17 protein-coding genes and 1 pseudogene are annotated in these 19,040 nt (G+C 69.9%); 6 read left to right on the top strand and 12 right to left on the bottom strand.

The features are described from left to right. Window positions 1-3: 3 nt before the first annotated feature. The 7 genes and pseudogenes from ABUE11_RS16240 to ABUE11_RS16210 all read right to left on the bottom strand — a co-directional run bounded on the left by ABUE11_RS16240 (window position 4) and on the right by ABUE11_RS16210 (window position 9,234). Window positions 4-1,125, bottom strand: a complete 1,122-nt coding sequence (locus ABUE11_RS16240; protein ID WP_367066415.1) for a type II asparaginase — start codon at window positions 1,123-1,125, stop codon at window positions 4-6. 108 nt (window positions 1,126-1,233) lie between these two features. Beyond that, window positions 1,234-3,420 carry a primosomal protein N' gene (priA, locus tag ABUE11_RS16235; RefSeq protein WP_367066414.1) on the bottom strand — a complete coding sequence of 729 codons (2,187 nt, stop codon included), beginning with the start codon at window positions 3,418-3,420 and terminating at the stop codon, window positions 1,234-1,236. Window positions 3,421-4,125: 705 nt separating this feature from the next. Then, window positions 4,126-5,244 (bottom strand): uroporphyrinogen decarboxylase, encoded by a 1,119-nt coding sequence (gene hemE, locus ABUE11_RS16230; protein WP_367066413.1) that lies wholly within the window; start codon window positions 5,242-5,244, stop codon window positions 4,126-4,128. Window positions 5,245-5,275: 31 nt separating this feature from the next. After that, the gene (locus ABUE11_RS16225) at window positions 5,276-6,298 is read right to left on the bottom strand and encodes a peptidoglycan-binding protein (protein WP_367066412.1); all 1,023 of its coding nucleotides are present in this window, start codon (window positions 6,296-6,298) and stop codon (window positions 5,276-5,278) included. 149 nt (window positions 6,299-6,447) lie between these two features. Beyond that, a pseudogene (locus tag ABUE11_RS16220) lies at window positions 6,448-6,800 on the bottom strand (type II toxin-antitoxin system death-on-curing family toxin). A gap of 1 nt (window position 6,801) precedes the next feature. Continuing rightward, complete coding sequence (locus ABUE11_RS16215) at window positions 6,802-6,999, bottom strand: AbrB/MazE/SpoVT family DNA-binding domain-containing protein (protein WP_367066411.1); 198 nt, start codon at window positions 6,997-6,999, stop codon at window positions 6,802-6,804. Between the two features lie 90 nt (window positions 7,000-7,089). Then, the gene (locus ABUE11_RS16210) at window positions 7,090-9,234 is read right to left on the bottom strand and encodes a protein-disulfide reductase DsbD domain-containing protein (protein ID WP_367066410.1); all 2,145 of its coding nucleotides are present in this window, start codon (window positions 9,232-9,234) and stop codon (window positions 7,090-7,092) included. A 180-nt stretch (window positions 9,235-9,414) separates the two neighbouring features. Between ABUE11_RS16210 and ABUE11_RS16205 the strand changes: the two genes are divergently transcribed. Further along, window positions 9,415-10,248, top strand: coding sequence for a creatininase family protein (locus tag ABUE11_RS16205; protein WP_367066409.1), 834 nt, complete (start codon window positions 9,415-9,417; stop codon window positions 10,246-10,248). A 147-nt stretch (window positions 10,249-10,395) separates the two neighbouring features. After that, window positions 10,396-11,583, top strand: coding sequence for a GGDEF domain-containing protein (locus tag ABUE11_RS16200; protein WP_367066408.1), 1,188 nt, complete (start codon window positions 10,396-10,398; stop codon window positions 11,581-11,583). Here ABUE11_RS16200 and ABUE11_RS16195 read toward each other — a convergent pair. After that, complete coding sequence (locus tag ABUE11_RS16195; RefSeq protein ID WP_367066407.1) at window positions 11,574-12,245, bottom strand: histidine phosphatase family protein; 672 nt, start codon at window positions 12,243-12,245, stop codon at window positions 11,574-11,576. The genes ABUE11_RS16200 and ABUE11_RS16195 overlap by 10 nt on opposite strands. Before the next feature lie 240 nt (window positions 12,246-12,485). Here ABUE11_RS16195 and ABUE11_RS16190 point away from each other — a divergent pair, with 240 nt between their 5' ends. Together ABUE11_RS16190 and ABUE11_RS16185 are read left to right on the top strand one after the other, a co-directional pair. Beyond that, window positions 12,486-13,691: a CoA transferase gene (locus ABUE11_RS16190; protein ID WP_367066406.1), complete on the top strand. Its 1,206-nt coding sequence runs from the start codon at window positions 12,486-12,488 to the stop codon at window positions 13,689-13,691. A gap of 14 nt (window positions 13,692-13,705) precedes the next feature. Further along, on the top strand, window positions 13,706-14,161 hold the full coding sequence (locus tag ABUE11_RS16185) for a MaoC family dehydratase (protein WP_367068847.1): 456 nt from the start codon (window positions 13,706-13,708) through the stop codon (window positions 14,159-14,161). Between the two features lie 87 nt (window positions 14,162-14,248). Here the strand turns inward: ABUE11_RS16185 and ABUE11_RS16180 are convergent, their stop codons facing one another. Together ABUE11_RS16180 and ABUE11_RS16175 are read right to left on the bottom strand one after the other, a co-directional pair. Next, complete coding sequence (locus ABUE11_RS16180; RefSeq protein WP_367066405.1) at window positions 14,249-15,097, bottom strand: 3-hydroxybutyryl-CoA dehydrogenase; 849 nt, start codon at window positions 15,095-15,097, stop codon at window positions 14,249-14,251. Window positions 15,098-15,215: 118 nt separating this feature from the next. Next, on the bottom strand, window positions 15,216-15,584 hold the full coding sequence (locus tag ABUE11_RS16175) for an EF-hand domain-containing protein (protein ID WP_367066404.1): 369 nt from the start codon (window positions 15,582-15,584) through the stop codon (window positions 15,216-15,218). 131 nt (window positions 15,585-15,715) lie between these two features. Here ABUE11_RS16175 and ABUE11_RS16170 point away from each other — a divergent pair, with 131 nt between their 5' ends. Continuing rightward, on the top strand, window positions 15,716-16,222 hold the full coding sequence (locus ABUE11_RS16170; RefSeq protein ID WP_367066403.1) for an SRPBCC family protein: 507 nt from the start codon (window positions 15,716-15,718) through the stop codon (window positions 16,220-16,222). Between the two features lie 181 nt (window positions 16,223-16,403). Then, window positions 16,404-17,117 carry a hypothetical protein gene (locus ABUE11_RS16165; RefSeq protein WP_367066402.1) on the top strand — a complete coding sequence of 238 codons (714 nt, stop codon included), beginning with the start codon at window positions 16,404-16,406 and terminating at the stop codon, window positions 17,115-17,117. Between the two features lie 24 nt (window positions 17,118-17,141). Here the strand turns inward: ABUE11_RS16165 and ABUE11_RS16160 are convergent, their stop codons facing one another. Both ABUE11_RS16160 and ABUE11_RS16155 read right to left on the bottom strand, forming a co-directional pair. Further along, window positions 17,142-18,491, bottom strand: a complete 1,350-nt coding sequence (locus tag ABUE11_RS16160) for a GAF domain-containing protein (protein ID WP_367066401.1) — start codon at window positions 18,489-18,491, stop codon at window positions 17,142-17,144. Further along, window positions 18,488-18,973 carry a hypothetical protein gene (locus ABUE11_RS16155; RefSeq protein ID WP_367066400.1) on the bottom strand — a complete coding sequence of 162 codons (486 nt, stop codon included), beginning with the start codon at window positions 18,971-18,973 and terminating at the stop codon, window positions 18,488-18,490. Before ABUE11_RS16155 ends, ABUE11_RS16160 begins: the two co-directional genes overlap by 4 nt. Between the last annotated feature and the right edge of the window lie 67 nt (window positions 18,974-19,040).

The raw sequence follows: 19,040 nt of genomic DNA, 5'->3' as shown, positions 1-19,040 counted from the left end.
GGCTCAATATTCCCAGAACATGCGCTGCAGTTCCTTGGTGTTCGTGCCCTTGGCCAGGGCCAGCATGGCCAGGATGCGCGCCTTCTCGGGGCGCATGTCGTGGGCCACGACCCAGTCGTACTTGTCGTCGGGCTGCTCGGCGTTGCGCAGCACGAAGCCATAGGGCACGCGCGAGGCGCGCACGATGAACACGCCCTTGGCCTGGGCGTCGCGCAGCGGCTGCACCATGCGGTTGGCCACCGAGCCATTGCCCGTGCCGGCGTGGATGATGGCCTTGGCGCCCGCGTTCACGAGCGCGTTGACGGCCGTGGGCTGCACGTTGCCGTAGGAGTAGACGATCTCCACCGAGGGCAGGCTGGTGATGTCGTCGATGTTGAACTCCGACTGCATGGTGTGGCGCTTGACGGGCGCGCGGAACCAGTAGTTCCTGCCCTCGACGACCATGCCGAGAGAACCCCATTGGCTCTGGAAGGCATTGGTCTCGATATTGATGTCCTTGTTGGTGTCGCGCGCGGCCTGGATCTGGTCGGCCATGGTGATCAAGACACCCTTGCCGCGCGCGTCCTTGGACGCGGCCACGCTCACGGCGTTGACGAGGTTGAGCGCGCCGTCGGCCGACAGCGCCGTGCCCGGGCGCATGCTGCCGACGACGGCGATCGGCTTGTCGGTGTGCACCGTCAGGCTCAGGAAGAACGCGGTCTCGGCCAGCGTGTCCGTGCCGTGGGTGATGACGATGCCGTCCACATCGGCCTGCTTGGCGAGCTGCGAGACGCGCTTGGCCAGGGTCAGCAGGTTGTCGTTGGCAAAGCTTTCGGAGGCGATCTGGAACACCTGCTCGCCACTCACGCGCGCGACGTTGCCGAGTTCGGGAAGGCCCGCGAGCAGCTTGTCCACCGGCACCTTGGCGGCCGTGTAGGTGGCGCTGTTCATGGCCGATGCGCCCGCGCCCGCAATCGTGCCGCCCGTGGCCAGCACCACCACATGCGGCTTGGCCGCGGCGGGCTGGGCCGCCGTGGCGGGCGCGGCGCGCGTGTCCTGCGCCTGGGTGGTGGAGGGGACGCCGGCGCAACCGGCAAGGGCGATGGCCGCGGCCACCAGGGACATGCGAAACGCTTGGAAGTTCATGTGGATTCCCAAAAACAAAAAAACGGTCTCGTGGACCGGGGCCGCACTGTGCGTCCAAGGCGGCGCGCGGGCCATGCGGGGAAACCCGGAGCCCGTGCACTGTGACGTTCAGATCGCCTGCGGGTCCACGTCCACCAGCCAGCGCACCAGCCCCCTGTGCCGGGCGCGCTCGGCGTGCAAGAGCGCCTGCCAGGCCGCCAGAAAGCGCTGCAGCGCCGCGCGGCTTGGGCTCTCGAGCAGCATCTGGGCGCGCTCCACATCGGCCACGCGCTGCACGGCCAGCGGCACGGGCGGGAAGATGAAGACCTGGTCCATGCCCGGCAGCTCGGTCGCGCGCGCGGCCTCGGCCGCGGCCTGCAAAAAGGCCTGGGCCGTCTCCTGGCTGCGCGCGTCGGCGCGCACCAGGGCCTGGTAGGCAAAGGGCGGCATGCCGGCCGTGCGGCGCTCGGCCAGCTGCTGCGTGGCAAAGGCTGGGTAGTCGTGGCGGCGCAGCGCGGCGTAGACGGCGTGGTCCGGGTGCCAGGTCTGCAGCCACATCTCGGGCGCGCTCTCCTGGTTGGCCACGTAGCGCGCGTCGCGCCCGGCGCGGCCCGCGGCCTGCATCAAGAGGGCAAACAGGCGTTCCGGCGCGCGAAAGTCGCTGCAAAACAGCGCGCCGTCGGGCTGCACGGCCGCCACCAGCGTGATGCGCCGAAAGTCATGGCCCTTGGCGATCATCTGCGTGCCCACGAGCACATCCACCTCGCCCGCGTGTACCTGGGCGAGCTGCTGCTCGAGCGCCCCCTTGTGTTTGGTGGTGTCGGCGTCTATGCGCGCCACGCGCGCGGCGCGGCGATCCGGGGTGATGACGTTTCTGAGCAGCGCGGCCAGCTGCTCCTCGAGCTGCTCCGTGCCCCGGCCCACGGGGGCGATGTCGGGGTTGCCACAGGCGGGGCAGGCGCGCGGCACGCGCTGGGCAAAGCCGCAGTGGTGGCAGCGCAGCGTGCGGTCCACCTTGTGGAACACCTGGTGCGCGCTGCAATGCGGGCAGTCGCTCTTCCAGCCGCAGGCGTGGCAGTGCAGCACCGGGGCAAAGCCGCGGCGGTTGAGCAGCACCAGGCATTGCTCGCCGCGTTCCACCCGCTCGGTGATGGCGGCCAGGAGCGGCGGCGCAAACACCGCGCCGCGCGGCTGCTGGCCCATGTCCACGAGGCGCAGGCGCGGCAGCCGGCCCGAGCCTATGCGGCTGGGCATGCAAAGGCGCTGGTAGCGGCCCACCTCGGGGCTGCTCGCGTGCCAGCTCTCGAGCGACGGCGTGGCGCTGCCCAGGATCACCTTGGCCGCCTGCTCGCGCCCGCGCCAGACGGCCAGGTCGCGCGCCGAGTAGCGTGCGCCCTCCTGCTGCTTGTAGCTCGCGTCATGCTCCTCGTCCACGACGATGAGCGAGAGCCCCGGCAGGCTGGCAAACACCGCCATGCGCGTGCCCAGCACGATGCGCGCCGCGCCCTGGTGCGCGGCCAGCCAGCTTTTGAGGCGCTGCGGGTTGGTCATGCCGCTGTGCAGGCTGACCACGGCGCCCGCGCCATAGAGCGGCGCAAAGCGCGCGCGAAAGCGCTCCTCGAGCTGGGGCGTGAGGTTGATCTCCGGCACCATCACCAGTGCCTGGGCCTGGGGGCTGGCGGCCAGCGCCCGCGCCACGCAGTGCATGTAGACCTCGGTCTTGCCGCTGCCGGTGCTGCCGAACAGCAGAAACGGACCGGGGTTGGCATCCACCTGGGCCGCGGCGTCTGCCTGCTCGGCGCTGAGATGCACGGCAGCCGCTCCCTCTCCCCCTGGGGGGAGAGGGTTGGGGTGAGGGGGGGCTGAGCCGACACCCTCACCCCCGCCCTCTCCCGCTGACGGGAGAGGGGGCAATGCGGGGGCGGCCCTGCGCATGCGCCGCCCCAGCTGCTCGGGCGTGAGCTCGCGCAGCTGCGGCGGCAGCGCGGCCAGGGCCACCTCGCCCAGGGCGCGCTGGTAGTAGCGCGCCGCAAAGCCCACGAGGCGGCGCCAGGCGGCGTCCAGCGGCGCCACGCCGTCGAGCACGCCGGCCACGGCGCGCGGCGCCATGCCCTCGGGCAGGGCGGGCGGCGCGTCGGGCGCATCCCAGACCACGCCCAGCACCTCGCGCCGGCCCAGCGGCACGCGCACCAGCGTACCCGGCGGCAGGGGCGTGGGGCTGGCGTAGCTCAGTGGCTCGCCCACGGCGCTGTGCGCCGGGGTGCTGACGGCCACCTGCAGCAGGTGGGCGGGCGTGGGCGGAGTGCAGTCCGGCATGGTTCAGCGGCCCTGGCGATGGCGGGAGGCCGGCGCGCCCGCGCGCCTGATGGCCGGCAGCGCACCACAAAAACCAGAGCACCCCTCGCCCGTTTCATGGGCCGCGCGCGCCTGCGATGTGCGCAACAGGGCGAATCTGTGGATAACTTTGTTGAAAAAGCGCGCAGAACGGCCCGCAAGCCGCGTGGCGGCGTGCTCCGCTGCTAGCGCATTCATCCCTGCAATCAAAGAAAACCCCTTATGAATCAATGATCTTTGTCATGTGCGCGCCCTGGCGGCAGACATTGTCGTCCGGAGCACATTCGAGGACGCCGCCGCGTCAAACATGTGCACAACTGGTTTGTCAATAGCGCAGACCAGCCTGGAAATGTGCTAGGGCGACATACCGAAGATGGGGTATTCCTTGCACATTCGGCGGCAAGTGCTTGATTTTGCGGAGGATTCCGTGAAAGTTCAGGATTTCTGTGGATAACTTTGTTGATATCCACGGGTCATGGTGCGCAAACCCTTGTCGCCACATGCTTTGCTTGGATTGCCGACAAAATCAGCATGGGTTTTACGTCCTTGTGAATCAAGCACTTAGCGCCATCTCGGATTTTTTTGCCGGGGGCGTCGCACGTGAGGGCCGGCTTCTGTCGTCGCGGTGACAGCCGCGCCTGCATGTGCATAACCGGCGCCCTTGCGATAGTTCGTGTTAGTCGGCGCTCACAACCCACGCAGGCTGCGCGAATGGCTGTGCACCGCCTCCACCAGGGCCGCCACATGCTCGGGCGGGGTGTGCTGGCTGATGCCGTGGCCCAGGTTGAAGATATGCGTGGGGCCGGTCGTGCCGCGGTCGGTGTGCGGCTGGCCAAAGCTGTCGAGCACGGCGCGCGCCTGGGCGGCCACGGCCTCGGGCGGGGCAAACAGCACGTTGGGGTCGATATTGCCCTGCAGCGCCTTGCCTGGGCCGCCCACGCTGCCGCCGACGATGGCGCGCGCGCGGCCCAGGTTGGCCGTCCAATCGAGGCCCAGCACCTCGCAATCGAGGTTTTTCATGTCGTCCAGCCAGATGCCGCCGCCCTTGGTGAAGACGATGCGCGGCACGCTCTGGCCGTCGACGCCGGTGCGCTTGAGCTGCGCGAGTACGCGCGCCGTGTAGGCCAGGCTGAACTGCTGGAAGCACCCGTCGGCCAGCACGCCGCCCCAGCTGTCGAACACCATCACGGCCTGGGCGCCGGCGGCAATCTGGGCGTTCAGGTAGGCGGCGACGGCATCGGCATTCACGGCCAGGATGCGGTGCATCAGATCCGGGCGGCTGTACATCAGGCTCTTGACCAGGCGGTAATCGTCGCTGCCGCCGCCCTCGACCATGTAGCAGGCCAGCGTCCAGGGGCTGCCCGAGAAGCCGATCAGCGGCACGCGGCCATTCAACGCGCGGCGGATGCTGGTCACGGCGTCGAACACATAGCGCAGCCTGTCCATGTCGGGCACGGTGAGCTGGGCCACGGCGGCCTCGTCGCGCACGACCTTGGCAAACCGCGGGCCCTCGCCCTGGGCAAAGGACAGGCCCAGGCCCATGGCGTCGGGCACGGTGAGGATGTCACTGAATAAGATCGCCGCATCGAGCGGGAAGCGATCGAGCGGCTGCAGCGTCACCTCGGTGGCGAAGTCCACATTCGTCGCCAGGCCCATGAAGCTGCCGGCCCTGGCGCGCGTGGCCCGGTACTCGGGCAGGTAGCGCCCGGCCTGGCGCATCAGCCACAGTGGGGTGTAGTCGGTGGCCTGGCGCAGGCAGGCGCGCAGGAAGGTGTCGTTCTGCAGGGGGGCGAAGGAGGTCGTCATGGGGGCCGATTGTCGCAGCCCCGCCGGGCGCTCAATAGACGACGACCCTGTCGCCCACCTTGACCTGCTCATACAGCCACTTGGCCGTCTGGTAGTCGTTGAGCTGGCTGCAGCCGTGCGAGCCGCCCTCGTAGCCCACCTGGTCGAAGTCGTCCGAGTAATGGATGGCCACGTTCTTGTCGTAGAAGATGGCGTAGGGCATGGGCGTGCGCTCGCCGAAGATGGTCGAGACCGTGTCGCTGTTCATGTACCAGATGCGGAACTCGCCGCGCTCGCTCTCCCAGCCCGGGCGCGCAAAGCGCGCCACGCGCGTGAACAGCGGGCGGCCATCGACCACCAGCGACATCTTCTTCTGCGCCCACGAGATGCACACCACGCGGCCCGTGGCGCAGCGCGGGTCGAGCTCCTGCGTCAGCGTGCTCGCGGGCGGTTGGTCGAACAGCTGGGCGTAGCGTGGGTTGCGCGTCTTGGTGATCAGGCGCGCCCAGGTGCGCTCGTCCATCACCGGGCTGGCCGGCAGGCCCACGGCGGTGCGAAAGCCGCTGATGGCCCGCTGCGTGGCCGCGTCGTACCGGCCGTCCACGCTGCCCTGGTAGTGGCCCAGCTGCTTCAGGCGATGCTGCAGCTCCTTCATGTAGCCCACCTGGCCCGGGCCGGTGAACCAGGGGCCCACGTCGGTGTTGTTCAACTCCGCCGCCGTGGGCTGGTGCGACCTGGGCAGCAGCCTGTCCCAGGTCGCCTGGTCCACGATGCCCGTGGGGCGCAGGCCATGGTCCTTCTGAAACTTGCGCACGGCCTCGCGCGTTTGCAGGCCGTAGCGGTCATCCACGTCATACAGCGCCAGGTATTTGGCGTGGCGCAGGCGCACCTGCAGCTCGCGCACCAGGGGCGACTGCATCTTGTGGCGCAGCTCCTGCGCCAGCGGTGCGGGCTGGCTGAAAGGGCGGGGCGTGGGGGCTTCATGCGGGGAGCCGGCCCATGCCGGATGGGTCAGGAGGCAACCCAGGCCGACAAGGGCGGCGGCCAGGGGGCCGGGACGCAGCAACGACAACATGGCCGCGATTATCCCCAGCCGGAATGGGGGCCACGGCGGGCGTCATCGGGAGCGCCGTCATCGGGAGCGCCGGCGTCCCGCCGGCATGCCGGCAAGATGCTGGCGCTCCCATGCACCTCGCTCCGCCGCGCCAGTTGGCGCGCGCGGCTTCAATCAGCAGATCGATCTGCGCGGGGGCGGGCGTGCTGGCGCAGCCAGGCGGCAAAGTCGTCTTCGGGCAGCTCGCCCGCGGCGACGGCGAGCATGGTGAGCACGCAGTCGGCATCGGTGGCGGTGAGCTCGTAGCCATTCAGGTTCAAAAACAGCTCGGTGGCCACAAAGCCGGTGCGCTTGTTGCCGTCGATGAAGGGGGGGTGCGCGAGACGCCCCAGCCGTAGGCTGCGGCCAGGGAGGCGGCGTCGGGCTGGCCGTAGGCGGCCAGGTTTTGCGGCCGTCCCAGGTCGGAGTCGAGCAGACCGGCGTCGCGCACGCCCTCCAGGCCGCCGTGTTCGGCCAGCTGCATCTCATGGATGGCGACGATGACCTCGCGCGGCCTGCATCTGCTGCGCAAACTCGGGGTTGTATTTGGTGATGCGCAGGCCGTCGGGGGTTTCGGTCACGTAGAGCGAGTCGCCCTTGTCCAGCTGCAGCCGGTTGAGCAGCTCGCGCGGAAACACCGCGCCCATGGAGTTGCCGATCTGGGTGAGTTTGAGCTGGTACATGGTGAACGTCCCTTATTATTACGACAGCAATACCGGCATCCACGCATGTCCACGGCCAGGCCCCGGCCGGCGGGACGCCGGCGCTCCCGGTCAGAGCGCGGCCAGGGCGGCGCGCAGCGCGTCGGTGCCGAGGATCTCGGAGAACACCACGGGCGGGCGGCCCGGCGCCAGCAGCACGTAGACGGGCACGCCGCTGCGCCCGAGCTCGCCCAGCGCGGCGGTGATCGCCGGGTCGCGCCGCGTCCAGTCGGCGCGCAGCAGGGCCACGCGCTTGGCGGCGAAGTCCTGCAGCACCTCGGGGCGCGCCAGGGTGGTGCTCTTGTTGTACTGGCAGGTCACGCACCAGGCGGCCGTGTAGTCCACGAACACGGGCCGGCCCTGGGCCAGGATTTCGTCGGCCAGGCCGGCGCGCCAGGGCTGCCAGCCCGCTTCGCCGGGCGCGGCCGCCTGGGCTGTGGGGGCGGCTTCGATTTCAATGATTTTTGGGCCCCAGGCCCACAGCAGCCAAGCGCCGGCAGCTATGGATAGAGGAGCGAGCACGGCCCGGCTCAGGCCGCGCAGCGTGAGCGCCCAGACGGCCATGGCGAGCAGCACCAGCAGCGCCAGCAGCGCCGCCGCGCCGTTGATGCCGCTTTGCTGGCCCAGCACCCAGACCAGCCAGACCACGGTGGCCAGCATGGGGAAGGCGAGCAGGCGGCGCAGCGTGTCCATCCACGCGCCGGGGCGCGGCAGCAGGCGTGCAAAGCCGGGCAGCCAGCTCGCGAGCAGATAGGGCAGGGCCAGGCCCAGGCCCAGCGCGGTAAAGATGGCGAGCGCCTGCCCCGCGGGCAGCGTGGCCGTGAGGCCGAGCGAGGCGCCCATGAACGGCGCGGTGCAGGGCGAGGCCACGGCCACGGCGAGCACGCCGGTCAGAAAGGCGTCGAGCACCGGGTGGCGCGCCTGCAGGCCGGCCAGGCGCGAGGGCAGCATGGAGCGGAACTCGAACATGCCGCCCAGGTTGAGCGCGATCAGCGTGAACAGTGCGGCAAGTGTCGCCACCACGGCCGGCGACTGCAGCTGAAAGCCCCAGCCCACGGCCTCACCCGCGGCGCGCAGCGAGAGCATGAGCGCGCCGAGCGCCAGAAAGGACAGCAGCACGCCCGCGGTGTAGGCCAGGCCGCTCACGCGGTGGGCGCGCGCGTCCTGCGCATGGCGCGCAAAGCCCGCGACCTTGATGGCCAGCACCGGGAACACGCAGGGCATGAGGTTGAGGATGAGCCCGCCGAGCAGCGCGCCCGCGAGCGCGAGCAGCCAGGTGGCGAGCGGCGCCGGGGCGTGGCTGGCGGGTTGTGGTGGGGCTGCATTGGCGGAGGCATTGGCGGCATTGGCCTTGAGCGCGGCCTCGAGCGCGGGCGACATGCCGGTCAGCGGCGCGAGTGCGGGCCAGCCGCCTGCCACGGGCAGCTCGGCGCGCCAGCCCTGGCCGCCATGGGCCAGCGTCACGGGCAGCGGCTCGGGGCCCTCGCTGCGATCTGGTGAGAGCGGCACGCGCGCCGTCCAGATGGCGCCGTCCCATTGCTGGCTGGGGGTGGCGGCGGTCTGCGTCACGCCCGCGGTCTCGGGGAAGACGTCGAGCTGCTGGCCCTGCAGCGCGGCGGGCAGGCCGGCTACGCGCAGCAGCACGGCGTCGCCATCGACGCGCGCGCCGCTGCCCTCGGCAGCGGGGATGGTGACGGGGTGGGCGCGGGCCGCGGCGTCAAAGGCGGCGGCGTGCAGCGCCGTCGTGCCCTCAATCGGCAGCTGCAGCGTGAATTCGCCCTCCTCGGGAATGCATTCCTGGCGGCACACCAGCCAGTTGGCCTTCAGGCGCAGCGTGACCTCCTTGGCCAGCGGCCCGGGGTTGAAGGCCGGCGAGACGGTGACGGGCACGGGCAGCAGCACCTGGCCCTCGTAGCCGTAGTTGGCCAGGTGGCCTATGGGGATCTTCCTGGGCACGGGCCAGGCGATCTCGCCCGCGTCCATGCCCGGGGGCAGCTGCCAATGCAGCTCGGTGGGCAGGCCCGAGTCGCCGGGGTTCTTCCAGTAGGTGTGCCAGTCGGGGCGGTGCGTGAACTGCAGGCCCAGCCACAGCGGCCTGCCCGGGGCCACGCCCTCGGGCGCCTGGGCGACGAGCTCGGCGCGCACCTGTTCGGTGGTCACCACGCTGCTGCCGGCGTTGGCCGTGGTTTTGAGGTTGATTTGGCCTTTTGCGCCCATGGACAGGGCGCTGGCAGCTATCAAAAAAAGAGTCGGCAGGGCGTGCCGCAGGCGTCGGTGAAACATGTCGCAGGGTGGGAGCGGCCCGGCGGCGGTTTGGTTCCTTCGGTGCCGGCCCGGGGCTCCCAATGGTAGCCGGGGGGCGCCATGGGGGGGACTCATGTGGCTACCATTGGAGCCATGTCATATCCCTCGCGCTTCTGGGCCGATCTCTCCACGCGTGACTTTGCCGAGGCCCGCAGCTGGGGCCTGGCCGCGCAGACCGTGGCCGTGCTGCCGGTGGCGGCCGTGGAGCAGCATGGGCCGCATCTGCCGCTGGACGTGGACGCGCGGCTGCTGCAGGGCGTGATCGATGCGGCGCTGGCGCTGCTGCCGCCCGAGCTGCCGGTGCTGTTCCTGCCGCCGCAGAACCTGGGGCTGTCCACCGAGCACCAGTCCTACCCCGGCACGCTCACGCTGACTCCGGCCACGCTGCTGGCGCTGTGGTGCGAGCTGGGCGAATGCGTGGCGCGCGCCGGCATCAAAAAGCTGCTGCTGTTCAACGGTCATGGCGGCAACGTGGCGCCCATGGACATCGCGGCGCGCGAGCTGCGCCAGCGCTGCAACCTGCTGGTCTACAGCAGCAGCTGGTTCAGCCTGCCGCTGCCCGATGCGGTGAGCGCGCAGTTCAGCGCCGCAGAGCACCGCTTCGGCATCCACGGCGGGGAGATAGAGACCTCGATGATGCTGCACCTGGCGCCCGAGACCGTGCACATGGAGCATGCGCGCGACTGGCGCTCGACCTCGCAGGACCGGGCCGAGCGCTTTGCCATTCTGGGCAATGGGCGCAGCGCCAAGATGGGCTGGGCCATGCAGGACTATCAGGCCGCGGGCGCCGTGGGCAATGCCGCGGCCGCCACGGCCGAGCGCGGCCGCGCCGTGGTCCAGGCTGCGGGGCAGGCGCTGGCCCAGCTGCTTGGCGAGATCCACGCCCTGCCGCTGAGCACGCTGGCGCCGGGGCCGGGCGCGCCATAGTTCGCACGACGGTCCGGCCAGGGCCGCGCCACCCCGGTTGCGGCGCCGCCACTGAGACCGTGCCGGTATCGAGGAAACCTGCGGAGGATGGGTGCAACAGTGGTAAAACCGCCGTGATCGGTCAAATTTAACTAAATGTTTCAAACCATGCCCTCCCTGCCGGCATCCTCCACGCGCTATGCGCAGCAGTTGCGCGAGGGGTTTCGCTGGCTGCGTTTCGGCCCCGAGCTCGAAGCGGAATACAGCGCCTACAGCAGCAGCAACGAGCACCGGCGCGTGGCGTGGTTCAGCGCCCTCTGCCTGCTGGTCTGGGGCGGTTACGCCCTGGTCGACCTGTGGCGCCTCGACGCGGTGGGCTTCCAGGCCGGGCAGCAGGCGCTGCTCACATGGCTGCACATGGTGCGCCTGGGCGGTGCGGTCGTCATCGCGCTCGCGCTGATCGGCGCGCTGTGGCCGGCCCCGCTGCGCGTGGTGCAGGTGCTGATGATTGCGTCGGGGGCCGTGGTGAGCTGCGGCGCCGCCTTCGCGGTCTATGTCTACAAGCTGTTTGGCGTGCCGCATGAGACGGCGATCCTGGTCGCCATCATGCTGGGGCTGCTGTCGCCGTTTGCGATCAGCCTGTGGGTGCAGCTCGCGCTCGCGGCGCTGTACCTGGCCTGCGTGCTGGGGCTGGCCTGGATCGCGCCGCTGCCCGCCGTGCGCCTGGCCATGCTGCAGCTGGGGTTCCAGCTCGCGCTGTCGGCGCTGGTGTTCGGCACAGGCGCGTACTGGCGCGAACACCAGCGGCGCGAGCAGTTCCTCTACCGCGGCGACGCGCATTGGCTGGCCATGCGCGATGCGCTCACGGGGCTGTACAACCGCCGCATGTTCAACCACCACCTGAGCCTGCTCATGGCCCAGGCGCGGCGCGAGGGCCAGCCGCTGGCCCTGCTGCTGCTGGATGTGGACCATTTCAAGAACTACAACGACACCTATGGCCACCAGCAGGGCGACGCGGTGCTGCAGCAGGTGGCGCAGGTGGTGCTGGCCAGCATAGGCCGACCGCTCGATCTGGTGGCGCGTGTGGGTGGCGAGGAGTTCGCCGTGCTGCTCTACGGCAGCGGTGCCGACCATGCCCAGGCCCTGGGCCAGAGCCTGGTCATGGGCGTGCGCCAGCGCGCGCTGCCGCATGTGGCGTCCGGCGTGGCGCAGGTGGTCACGGTCAGCGTGGGCGGCGCCATGCTCGCGCCGCAGGATGAGGCGCGCACGCTGTACGCGCGCGCCGACCGCATGCTGTACGAGGCCAAGAGCGGTGGCCGCAACCGCTGCTGCTGGGAGGAGACGCTTCAGGCGTGAGTGACCAGGGCCGCGTCCTCCGGGCGGTCCAGGTGCGGCAATCCATTGAAGGTCTGCAGCATCAGGCGCTTGCTGCCGATGCTGAACTGCGTCACGGCGCTGTTGCGTATGCGCATGTTCAGCGCGATCGTCACCTCGGGCGGGGTGGACAGCACCTGCCCGATGGCCGCCGCGATGGGGCCGCCGCTGGAGACCAGCAGCACGTTCTGCCCCTGGTGCCGACGGCGCACATGGTCGAGCGCGGCGCGCACGCCTCCGGCAAAGTCGTCCCAGCTGGGCATGCCCGCCGGGCTGATGGTGCCCCCCATCCACTGTGCGAGCGCGTCGCACAGCAGGCGGAAATGCTGGCGGTAGAGCTCGGGCGTGTCCGGGCGCGGCAGCGGCGCGGGGTGCACACAGTGGATCAGCGCCTGGCTGTCGTATTCGTCGAGGCCCGGCAGCTGCAGCGGATCGGGCGCGCCGCCCAGCCCCTGGGTGATGCCCTCCAGGGTCTGCGCATGGCGGCGCAAGGTACCGCAGAGCACGGCGTCGAAGCGCAGGCCGCGCTCGCGCCAGTAGGCGCCCAGGCGTTCGGACTGCTGCCGGCCGCGCTCGCTGAGCTGGTCATAGTCTTTGGCGCCAAACGAGGCCTGGCCGTGGCGCACGAGGTAGAGCGTTCCCATGCGGAAAATTGTGCCCAGAGCGGCCTCCACCCCTTGTCACATGCGCGATAGCAGCTATCAAATATGAAGCAGGCGGGCGCTTGTCCACGGCCCGCGCGGGCCTGCGGCGCGGGTTGCCGGCCTGCTTGCATCCGCGGCTCGATATCCGGCGCATATCGCCCAGGCCGCAATAAATATTGGACGCGCCCATCCCCGGCTCCAATAATCCCCGCCACCAATCAAGCCGGTGGAGCGTTGCGCATGGGGCCGTTGCAGGGAGTTCGTGTGCTGGACCTGTCCAGCGTCATCTTCGGGCCGCTGGCCAGCCAGGTGCTGGCCGACTACGGCGCCGAGGTCATCAAGGTCGAGCCGCCCGGGGGCGATTCCACGCGCCACACGGGGCCCATGCCCGAGCCCGGCATGGCGGCCATGTTCCTCGGCTCCAACCGCAGCAAGAAAAGCCTGGCGCTGGACCTGAAGCGCCCCGAGGCGCAGCGGGCGCTCGCGGCGCTCATTGCGACGGCGGATGTGTTCATGCACAGCATGCGCCCGCAAAAGCTCGCCAGCCTGGGCGTTGCGCCCGAGGTGCTGCGCGCCCGCCATCCGCGCCTGGTCTATGCGAGCCTGCTGGGCTTTCTGCCCGGGCCCTATGCGGGTCGGCCCGCGTACGACGACGTGATCCAGGGCATGTCGGGCCTGGCGGACCTGATGGACCGGCAGGGTGGCGAGGCGCGCTACCTGCCCACCATCGCCGCCGACAAGACCTGCGGCCATATCGCGGCGCATGCCATCCTGGCGGCGCTGTGGCGGCGCGAACGCACGGGCCAGGGCGCGTTCGTGGAGGTGCCGATGTTCGAGTCCATGGTGGGCTTCAACCTTGTCGAGCATTTCTACGGCCAGCATTTCGAGCCGCCGCGCTCGGCCCCGGGCTACCCGCGCGTGCTCGCGCCCTGGCGCCGGCCCTACCGCACGGCCGACGGCTTGGTGGCCATGATGCCCTACACCGACCTGCACTGGCAGCGCTTCTTTGCCGAGGTGGGCGCGCCCGAGCACGCGAGCGACCCGCGCTTTGCCGACATCGCCGCGCGCACCGCGCATATCGCCGAGCTGCTGGAGCTGGCCTCGACCCATGTGGTCCGGCGCAGCACCGCCTACTGGCTCGCTGCCTGCGAGCGGCTGGAGATTCCCGCCGCACCCGTGGCGCGGCTCGACGAGCTGCGCGGTGATGCGCATCTGGTCGCCACCGGCTTCTTCGAGGAACTGCAGGACCCGGCCCTGGGCACGATGCGCTTTCCCGGCGTGGGCGTGCGCTTTGACGGACAGCGCCCGCCAGTTGCCATGCCGCCGCGCCTGGGCGAGCACACGCGCGTGCTGCTGGCCGAGGCCGGGCTCGATGCCGCGCAGATTCAGGCGCTGGTGGAGCAGGGCGTGGCCATCACGCCGCAGCAGACAACGGGGGGAGCATGAACACCACCATGGACATGACGGCCCCACGCCTGGGCGAGGGCTTTGTCTGGCAGGACCTGCGCGTCGGCCAGCGCTTTCGCACCTTTCGCCGCACCATCACCGAGACCGACCTCGTGCAGTTCATTGGCGTCACAGGCATGCTCGAGGCCATCTTCATCGAGGAGGGCTACGAGGGCGGTGCCATCCCCGGGCGGCCCGTGCCGGGGGCACTGACTTACACGCTGATCGAGGGCTTCATCCTTCAGACCATGATCCAGGGCACGGGCCTGGCCATGCTGGAGCTGCACCAGAAGATTCTGGCGCCGGTGCTCGTGGGCGACACCATAGAGGCCATGGTCGAGGTCACGGACATACGCCCCACGTCGAAAAGCGCCCGCGCCGTGGTCACCTCGCGCATCGACGTGTTCAACCAGCGAGGTGTGGCTGTCATGACCTATACGGCCACACGGCTGCTGGCCGGGCGCGGCTGACCAATGGTAATGTCGTCGGCCTGTGCGTGAGCGGGGCGCAGGGCGGTGGCTGCATGACCGGGGCCTTGCACCCCGGTCGTGAGTACATCAGTACTGGTAGACGCCGCGGCCCGTCTTGCGGCCCAGGCGGCCGGCGGCCACGTATTCCTTGAGCAGCGGGCAGGCGCGGTACTTGCTGTCGCCGAATTCCTGCAGGTACACGTCCATCACGGCCAGGCACACGTCCAGGCCCACCATGTCGGCCAGGGCCAGCGGGCCGATGGGCTGGTTGCAGCCGAGCTTCATGCCGGCGTCGATGTCCTCGGGCGTGGCCAGGCCCTCGGCCAGCACGAAGAAGGCCTCGTTGATCATGGGCACGAGAATGCGGTTGACCACGAAGCCGGGGGCGTTCTTCACGGTGATCGGGGTCTTGCCCAGGCGCTCGGCCAATGCCTTCACGGCGTCGTGCGTGGCGTCCGACGTCTGCAGGCCGCGGATGATCTCCACCAGCGCCATCATGGGCACGGGGTTGAAGAAATGCATGCCGATGAACTTGTCGGCGCGGCCGGTCGCGGCGGCCAGCTTGGTGATGGAGATCGACGAGGTGTTGGAGGCGATGATGACCTCGGGCGCCACGAGCGCGTCCACCTGCTTCAAGATCTTGAGCTTGAGCTCGTGGTTCTCGGTCGCGGCCTCGATGACGAGCTGAGCGGCCGCCAGGTCGTCATAGCTCGTCGAGCCCTTGATGCGCGCGAGGGCGGCGTCCTTGTCGGCGGCGGTGATCTTGTCCTTCTTGATCAGCCTGTCGAGGCTGCCGGCCACGGTGGCCACGCCCTTCTGCACGGCGGCGTCCGAGATGTCCACCATCACCACGTTGATGCCCGAGACGGCGCAGGCCTGCGCAATGCCATTGCCCATGGTGCCCGCACCGATGATGCCGACGGTCGTGATCGTCATATGTCTGTCCCTTGAAAGTCCGGTTGGTGAAAAAAGCGACCCCACGATGGTATCGGCAATTGCACGGCGTCCGGACTCGCCGTGGCCGGCGCTGTCTCTCATGCGATGGGGTGGGGCGTCAGGGGCGCGGCGTGGCCGGTTGCGGCGCGGCGCCCTGGGCGGCCGCTGCCTCGCGCGCAAGGCGTTCGGCCTTGCGCCGCGCCGACAGGCTGCGGATCTCGGCCTCGGTCACGACGCCGTCGTGGTTGGCGTCGGCCTCCTGGAACTGGCGCTCCAGCCGCCGGTCGAGCCGCAGCGCCCATTGCACCTCGTCGTGGGTGAGCCGGCCGTCGCCGTTGCTGTCGAGCATGTTGAACCAGCGCACGGCCTGGCGTTCGCCCTGGCTTGCGTCCGGGGCGGCGGTCACCCGCCCCTGGGCCCAGGTCGGCGTGCTCAGGGTGGCGTACAGCAGGACGATGGCGCGCAGGCCGGTGTGCAAGAGGGTCATGGGCCGTTGGAACGATGGGCAGCGGCAAAGTTTCGCACCCAGGCAAGGCTGCGTGGGACGCGAAGGCGCTGGAAGGGGCATTGTGTCTTTGGTCCAATATGCGCCGTATTCACAGCACCCTGGAGATGAACGTGAGCGAAAACCTACCCCCCTTCGGCTCCCTGCGCACCCTGCCCGACGGCAGCTTTGAGGGCCGGCTCGAGCGTACCTATGCGGGCCACGGCCGCGACGCGCTGTGGCGCATGCTGACCGACCCCGCCGGCATTGCCCAGTGGATAGCGCCCGGCAGCATCGAGCTGCGCCCGGGTGGGGCCGTGAAGATCGACTTTCAGGACAGCGGCATCGTGATAGAGAGCAAGGTGCTGGAGCTCGACCCCGGCCGCGTGCTGGCCTATTCGTGGAGCAGCGGCGACGAGCCCGCGCGCCCGCTGCGCTGGCAGCTCGACGAGGTGCCGGGCGGCACGCGCCTGACGCTGACCGTGCATACCCCGGCCGGCGAGGACCCGGCCAAGGCCTGCGCGGGCTTCGAGGGCCATCTGGAGATGCTGGCCGGTGCGCTCGAGGGCGTGCCCATCAAGTTTCCGTTCCAGGTCTATGTGGCGGCACGCGCCGCCTACAACCAGCAGCTCGGACGCTGATCGGGCGCCGGCCCGTCCCGCGACCGGCGTGCTTAAGAAAATTTGAGGGTTTGGCTAAGCGATTCTTAGCAGCGCCCGCGCGGGGCCGTTCCTAGACTGCATGGCACCGATACGGCACATGGTGTGCCGCGTCGGGATGCCGCGGCAGAGTCTGCCGCACAGCCCATGGAATGGAACCGCAATGCAATTCAACCCACAGGAAATCGCCGCCCTGGCGCAGGCCGACGCCACACCGCGCATGGACATGTACGCCTTCATCCACAAGGCCCTGCGCGCGTACATGTCCGACACGCTCGCCGGCCTGGGCCGCATGGACGCGGACGATGATCTCGAGCTGAACCAGACCTGCGCGCGCGTGCTGCAGCTGCTTGAGTTCTGCCGCTCGCACCTCGCGCACGAGAACGACTTCATCCACCCCGCGCTGGAGCGCCACATGCCGGGCAGCGCCGCCCGGGTGGCGCAGGAGCATGAGGCTCACGTGCAGGCCATAGACGCACTGGCGCAGGCCACGGCGCAGCTCATGGGCTGCGTCCGCGAGCGGCGCGCGCAGGTCGCGCATGCGCTGTACGGGCAGCTGGCGCTGTTCGTGGCGCACAACTTCGAACATATGCAGTATGAGGAGACGGCGCACAACGCCGTGCTCTGGGCCCATTACAGCGACGCGGAGCTGGCCGCGATCCATGACGCGCTGGTGGCCTCCATTGCGCCCGATGAAATGCTGGTGGTGATGCGCTGGATGCTGCCCTTCATGGCGCCGGCCGAGCGCGCCATGATGCTCGCGGACATGCGCCGCAGCGCGCCGCCCCAGGCAGTCGACGCGGCGCTGTCGGTGGCGCGCCCGCACCTGTCGCAGCGCGAATGGGACAAGCTCGCGCGCGCCCTCGATCTGGCGTAGCACGGGGAGCGCCGCTGGCGCTGTTCAGGCCGCGAGGTCGTCGAGCAGCACCGGGGCGTCCACGCGCAGGCGCAGGCGCCCGCGGCCGGTTTTCTCGATCTGAATGGCCGTCCCGCTCTCCTGCAGGCGGCGCTGCAGCAGCAGCAGGCGCGCCTCCAGGTTGTCGGCCACGTCGGGCAGGCCCAGGCTGCGATCGAGGCGCAGCTCGCGGTTGCTGAAGTCTGAGCGGCCGGTGCGCGCATGCTCGCGCAGCAGCTTCCAGAAGATGGCGCCGGCCACGCCCTTGATGAGGTAGGCGTCGTTGATGAACACGCTGTCGTTGACCGGAAAGTGGCGCACGCGCAGCGGCTGCCCCTGTGCGGAGGCGGGGAGCGCGCGCGGCGGAGCGGCCTCGGTCGGATCGTCGGGTGCGGCCTGCAGCAGCTCGATGGCCGCGGCCAGCTGCCCCGCCAGGGCCACCAGGGCGTCCTCCTCTGGGTAGCGGAACTGCAGGTCCAGCGGGCTTTCGACAAACAGCACGCCCAGCGTGCGCTCGCCGCTGATGAGCGGCACGGCCATCTGGCTGTGCGGCTGTGCCAGGCCGGGGTAGGGGATCTCGGGTCCGGTCGTGGTGCCATCGGCCTGCAGGCTCTTGCGCAGGCCATGCTGGTAGAGCGCCGCATGTGTGACATGACCTATGCGCACCGGCGTGGCCTCGCGCGCGGCCACACCGATCACGCCCTGGCCCAGGCGTATCTCCGAACCCACGCCCGAGCGCGGGTAGCCAAAGCTGGCCACGGTGTAGAGCTGGCCCGCCTGCGCGTCCAGCATCAGCACCATGGCGTGCTGCACGCCCAGATGCTTGTTCAGGCCCGTGAGCAGCGCCTGCAGCAGCGCGTCCAGGCCGGTGCAGCGCGCCAGGTGCTGGCTGCACAGACGCACGCCGTTGAGCAGGTCGGCGCGCGGTCGCGCAGGCGCCAGCCCCTCGCCGGGCAGAGGCTCGATGCGCTGCACGGCGTACACGTCCGAGCCCTTGAGCGCGAACACCTCGGCCATGCCCTCGTGCGAGGCAATGCCCGCGAGCTGGGCGCGCATGCGCTCGAACAGCGGGCCCTCGGTCTCGGTGCGCAGGTAGTGCAGGTACAGGCGGTAGTAGCGCGCCGTCACCGGGTCGAGCACCAGCACCGTGGCGCAGGGATTGACTAGGATGTTCCGGCGCGTCTTGTTGAAGAACTGGAAGGAGAGCGCGACATGGTCCTCGTCCACATAGAACACCTGCGACAGATAGGCCACGTTGGGCGTGCCGTCGGCGTCGCAGGTGGCGATGTTGGCCGGTATCGCGCCCTCCAGACAGGCCCGGATGGAGTGCAGCGTGGGGGAGCGGTCGTCGCTCATGGTCGACTCGGCAGGGGAGTGCCGGCGTGCGGGCCCGGGGTCTGGTCAAACGCCGCCTCGGGCGTGAACTCCAGCGCGACCAGATCGTCAGGCGGCACCGACAGCATGGCAGCCACATAGTCCGGGCCGTAGCCCACTTGGCCCACGCAATGCTGCATGGCCACCAGGTAGCGGCGCAGCACGGCCTGGTCTCCGGGGGTGGCGGGCCGGATGCGCGCGCCACCGGACTTGACCTGCAGCGAGTGATTGGACGCCGGGTCGCTGAAGACCACGGCGATGGGGCCGCCCGCCTCTATGTCGGCCAACAGCGGGGCCGACTGGCTGGAGCGCAGAAACACGGTGATGAGCTGCCCGTCCGGGCTGATCTGCGCCCCCATGGCGCGCATCAGGCTGGGTCGCAGCCGTGCGTCGCGCGTCGCGACGATGGCGGAGATGCCTGAATTCACCAGGGCGACATGGGTGGGGCTGAGCAGGCGGGGCATGGTTGCGCCCATTGTCGCGCAGGGTCAGGCCAGAAGGCGAGGGGGTGTTGAACCCCACCTGTTCCCC

It is taken from the genome of Oryzisolibacter sp. LB2S, assembly GCF_040732315.1.
Taxonomy (GTDB): domain Bacteria; phylum Pseudomonadota; class Gammaproteobacteria; order Burkholderiales; family Burkholderiaceae_C; genus Alicycliphilus; species Alicycliphilus soli.
The sequence above is the reverse complement of the archived record's forward strand: the minus strand, read 5'-3'. Positions and strand labels throughout refer to the sequence as shown.